This is a genomic window from Candidatus Cloacimonadota bacterium (genome assembly GCA_034661015.1).
GTDB lineage: Bacteria > Cloacimonadota > Cloacimonadia > JGIOTU-2 > JGIOTU-2 > JAYEKN01.
The window spans coordinates 1-4,057 of record JAYEKN010000014.1 but is presented as its reverse complement, the minus strand read 5'-3'; the positions used below and the strand labels follow the sequence as shown (position 1 = coordinate 4,057).

Annotated in this window: 6 protein-coding genes; 3 read left to right on the top strand and 3 right to left on the bottom strand. The window is 35.1% G+C overall.

Annotated elements, in window-relative coordinates; genetic code table 11:
- The 3 genes from U9P79_00460 to gmk form a co-directional block, all read right to left on the bottom strand.
- Positions 1-284 (bottom strand): hypothetical protein (locus tag U9P79_00460; protein ID MEA2103105.1); only part of this gene is annotated, 284 nt, incomplete at its 3' end.
- Positions 285-315: 31 nt separating this feature from the next.
- A complete protein-coding gene (locus U9P79_00455; GenBank protein ID MEA2103104.1) occupies positions 316-573 on the bottom strand; it encodes a hypothetical protein in 258 nt (85 codons plus the stop codon).
- A 28-nt stretch (positions 574-601) separates the two neighbouring features.
- Positions 602-1,171, bottom strand: coding sequence for a guanylate kinase (gene gmk / locus U9P79_00450; protein ID MEA2103103.1), 570 nt, complete (start codon positions 1,169-1,171; stop codon positions 602-604).
- 402 nt (positions 1,172-1,573) lie between these two features.
- Between gmk and U9P79_00445 the strand changes: the two genes are divergently transcribed.
- The 3 genes from U9P79_00445 to U9P79_00435 all read left to right on the top strand — a co-directional run.
- The gene (locus U9P79_00445) at positions 1,574-2,740 is read left to right on the top strand and encodes an ATP-binding protein (protein ID MEA2103102.1); all 1,167 of its coding nucleotides are present in this window, start codon (positions 1,574-1,576) and stop codon (positions 2,738-2,740) included.
- An 87-nt stretch (positions 2,741-2,827) separates the two neighbouring features.
- A complete protein-coding gene (locus U9P79_00440; GenBank protein MEA2103101.1) occupies positions 2,828-3,574 on the top strand; it encodes an NYN domain-containing protein in 747 nt (248 codons plus the stop codon).
- A gap of 88 nt (positions 3,575-3,662) precedes the next feature.
- Positions 3,663-4,057, top strand: a 395-nt coding sequence (locus U9P79_00435; GenBank protein MEA2103100.1) for a DUF5683 domain-containing protein, incomplete at its 3' end; no start/stop codon positions are given.

Below are 4,057 nucleotides of genomic sequence, written 5' to 3'. Positions count from 1 at the left end.
GTTTTCCCATTCTCAATTTTTTCACTAGTTTTCCCATTCTCAATTTTTTCACCGGTTTTCCCATTCTCAATTTTTTCACTAGTTTTCTCGTTCCCAAGCCCCTGAAACTTTTTCTCGTTCCCAAGCCCCTGCTTGGGAACGTACGCCACATCACTTGCTACTTCGCTCGATAATAGGTCATTATCTTTTTCAACTGGAGAAGAAGAGTTTATGATGAGTTCATCAATCCCCGAAAATTTTAAAATCCCCAATTTTTGTAGAGATGAAGCCAATTCGTTTTTCAATTTTCAGTATTTATAAATAATGTTATTCGGCTTACTTTTTCATTGGTCCATCAATAATTTCAGCCATTCTTCCAATGATATCAGCGTTTTCTTCTTCTGGCATCATATAATCAGGAATATTTTTTTTAGCAACATGATTTAAAGACATTGTAGTTATTTTTTCATCAAAACCGCTTCTTACAACCGATGGAACCTTATGTAATCTTCTGTATTCTTCGTTAGCCAGTAATAAATAAAGATACGTACAATTTCTTTCTTCCAGAAATTCCGATACTGTTTTATCTCGCATTTTTGTCCTTCCTTTTTTATAAGTTAAATCAATTACTACTTTTTATTTTTATTTTTTTTATTATTTTTTGGATAACTTCTTCCAGATTATCATTAATCAAGAATATATCATAAATCCAAGCATCGGCAAATTCTTTTCTTGCATTTACCAGCCTTATTTTTATCGTTTCTTCATTATCTGTATTCCGATTTCGTAAGCGATCTTCCAATTCTTTCATACTTGGCGGGAAAAGAAAAACTGATAATGTTTCCGGCATTTTTTTCAATAATTGCTTTGTTCCTTCAGTATCCAAATCCATCAAAACATGCTTTTTGTTCTTCAGGCAATCTTTCACTACTTGCAAAGAAGTTCCATAATAAAAATTATGCACATTTGCCCATTCGATAAATTGACCATTATTCACCATTTCCATAAATCTTTTTTCAGAGATGAAATGATAGTCCACCCCATCTTTCTCGGTTTCACGAGGAGGTCTCGTTGTGTATGAAACGGAATAGATAACATCATCACATCTATCTAATATTTCGTCACATACGGAACTTTTGCCGCCACCAGAGGGTGAGGATATTATTATGGGGAAATATGTTTTATCTTTCATGTATATAAAAATTTTAATCTGTGTTTTGTTGTCAATCTTTCCAAACCTTAAAATCCGTCTTCACTATGCTACGTAGAGACAGGTTGGTTCGTAAAGCCATTTATTCTTAAATAGCCTAAGCGTTCACGCATATGACAAAACGATACGCTCATTTTATAACGCCGTGAACGGCGTAGATTATTTCTTCCTTCTCATTTCCCAGTCCTGAAGGACTGGGCTATTTCTTTTTTTATTCTTCATCCATACTCGCGAAGCATTGGGCTATTTTCGTTTTTGTTTTTAATAGCCTATGCGTTCACGCATAGGATAAATATATAAACAAAAATAGCAAAAGCCTTGACAAAAAAACCCTGTTTACAAATTGGTAGTCGAATTCCCAAAATGTAAAAAAGGATGTGGAAAATGATTAAAAGAGAGATGCAGAGTTTGCTACAGGAGATGATGTCCTCGTTTCCTGTTGTAACAATTACCGGACCTCGGCAATCCGGCAAAACAACCTTAGTCAAGCAAACATATCCAAAAATGGACTATGTCTCATTGGAGGATCTCGACACACGAGAGTATGCAAAAAAAGACCCGCGAGATTTTTTATCACAATATCCCAATAGTGTAATCTTAGATGAAATCCAGAAAGTCCCTTCTCTTTTATCATACATACAAACTATTGTTGATTCGGAGAAAATAAACGGCAGATATATCTTAACCGGTAGCAATCAGTTCGAGTATTTGACCTTTATTTCCCAATCACTCGCCGGAAGGACAGGTATTCTGAAACTACTTCCTTTTTCCTATTCCGAATTTTATGGTAAAACTTATATTCCAAAAAATAAAATTTTATATAACGGCTTTTACCCGCGCATCTTTGATCAGCATATCCGTCCTGAATTATTCTTATCGAGTTATTTGGAAACTTATGTGGAAAAGGATATTCGCTCAATAATGAAAGTGAAAGATTTGATGCAATTTCACCGTTTTCTTCAACTCTGTGCGGGAAGAACCGGGCAAATCGTGAATTTCAGTAATGTCGGTAACGAATTGGGAATAAATCATAAAACCGTTAAGGAATGGATATCCATTGCAGAAGCAAGTTATATTATTTTTCTCTTACCTCCTTATTACAAAAATTACAATAAACGCATTAGAAAATCCCCAAAACTTTATTTCCTTGACGTTGGACTCGCCGCACATCTAATCGGTATTCAAAATGATACTCAACTTCAAACTCATCCTCTGAAGGGAGAATTGTTCGAGACTTTTGTCGTCATAGAATTTTTGAAAAATAGGTATAATCGAGGTCAACGAAGCAATTTATACTACTTTCGCGATAATACCGGAAATGAAGTTGACTTAATTTTGGATAATGGATTTAATCCTGTTCCCATCGAAATAAAATCTGCTCAAACCGTTAGTTCTAATTTTTTCAAGGGCTTGGATTATTTTCAAAAAATAAAAGAAAATATCAGTAATTCATATTTGATAATGGGAAATGATATTAGACAAAAGCGAGGAGAATATTCAATTTATGGCTATCCCTTTATCAATGAATTGTTAGACGAAATAAGAGGATAAACGAAAAGAAGATGCTTTTCTTGACATAATTATTGCCTCAATTGTTGTTGCTGTAAGAAAAACAAACGATGGAAAAAGGAATTTATAATGAAAATTGATGAACAAGAACAAAATATGCTCGCTGTCCTTATTGATGCTGATAATGCTCAACCATCTATCACAGATGGCTTATTGTCGGAAATCACAAAGTTTGGCGTAGCAAGTGTAAAACGCATTTACGGAGATTGGACTACTCCAAGATTAAACGGGTGGAAAGAAGTTTTGCTGGAACATTCGATTCAGCCATTTCAACAATTCGGTTATACTGTTGGCAAAAATGCAACGGACAGTGCAATGATAATTGATGCGATGGATTTGCTTTATACAAAGCGATTTAACGGATTCTGTCTGGTCTCCAGCGATAGCGATTTTACCCGACTCGCTGCCAGAATTAGAGAAGAAGGTCTTTTGGTTTATGGATTCGGAGAGCAAAAAACCCCCAAATCTTTTGTCTCTGCCTGCGATAAATTTATTTATACAGAAGTCCTTAGATCAGTAGAAAGTGTTGGTGTTACAGTAAAAAAAATGCCTTCCGGAAAACTTAAAGGGGACACAAAATTAGTAACCCTTTTCAGAAATGCAATCGAAGCTTCTTCGGATGATAGCGGATGGGCACATCTCGGAGATATTGGAAATAATATTGCAAAACAGGCATCCGAATTTGACCCGAGAAATTATGGTTACAATAAATTGGGAGAACTTGTTGCTGCAACCAAGCTTTTTGAAATAGACAAAAGAGATCTCGGAGAAGGGCACTCCAACGTGATCTACATTCGAGATAAAAGAAAAAAATAGTTACTTAATTAAATGGATTATGCAAACAGTCAAATTATTTTTGCTGCTGATATTCATCTCCTGTTTATTCGGAATTGCCTCTGCTGAAGTGGTTTCTGATTCTTCGAATGCACCTGATAGCATTTTATTTGCTCCCGCAAGAATCCCCTCAAAAGCAATGTTGTTATCTGCTTTCCTTCCCGGTGGGGGACAGTTTTATAATCATAAACCCTTAAAAGCTTCCCTCTATATAACTCTGGAATCTTCCTTACTCGGCTTTGGAATTTATTATGCAGTGAAAACGAATCAAGCATTTGATGATTACCAGCAAACTCAGAATCAGTCGGACTACAACGAATACGTCAATTATAATGACAAAAGTCAGAATATGATTTGGTGGTTTGCTACCGTGAAATTTATCTCTATAGTTGATGCATACGTGGATGCAAAATTATATAATTTTGATTGGAAAAAACGTAAAATAGATTTGAGATTCGAGAAAAA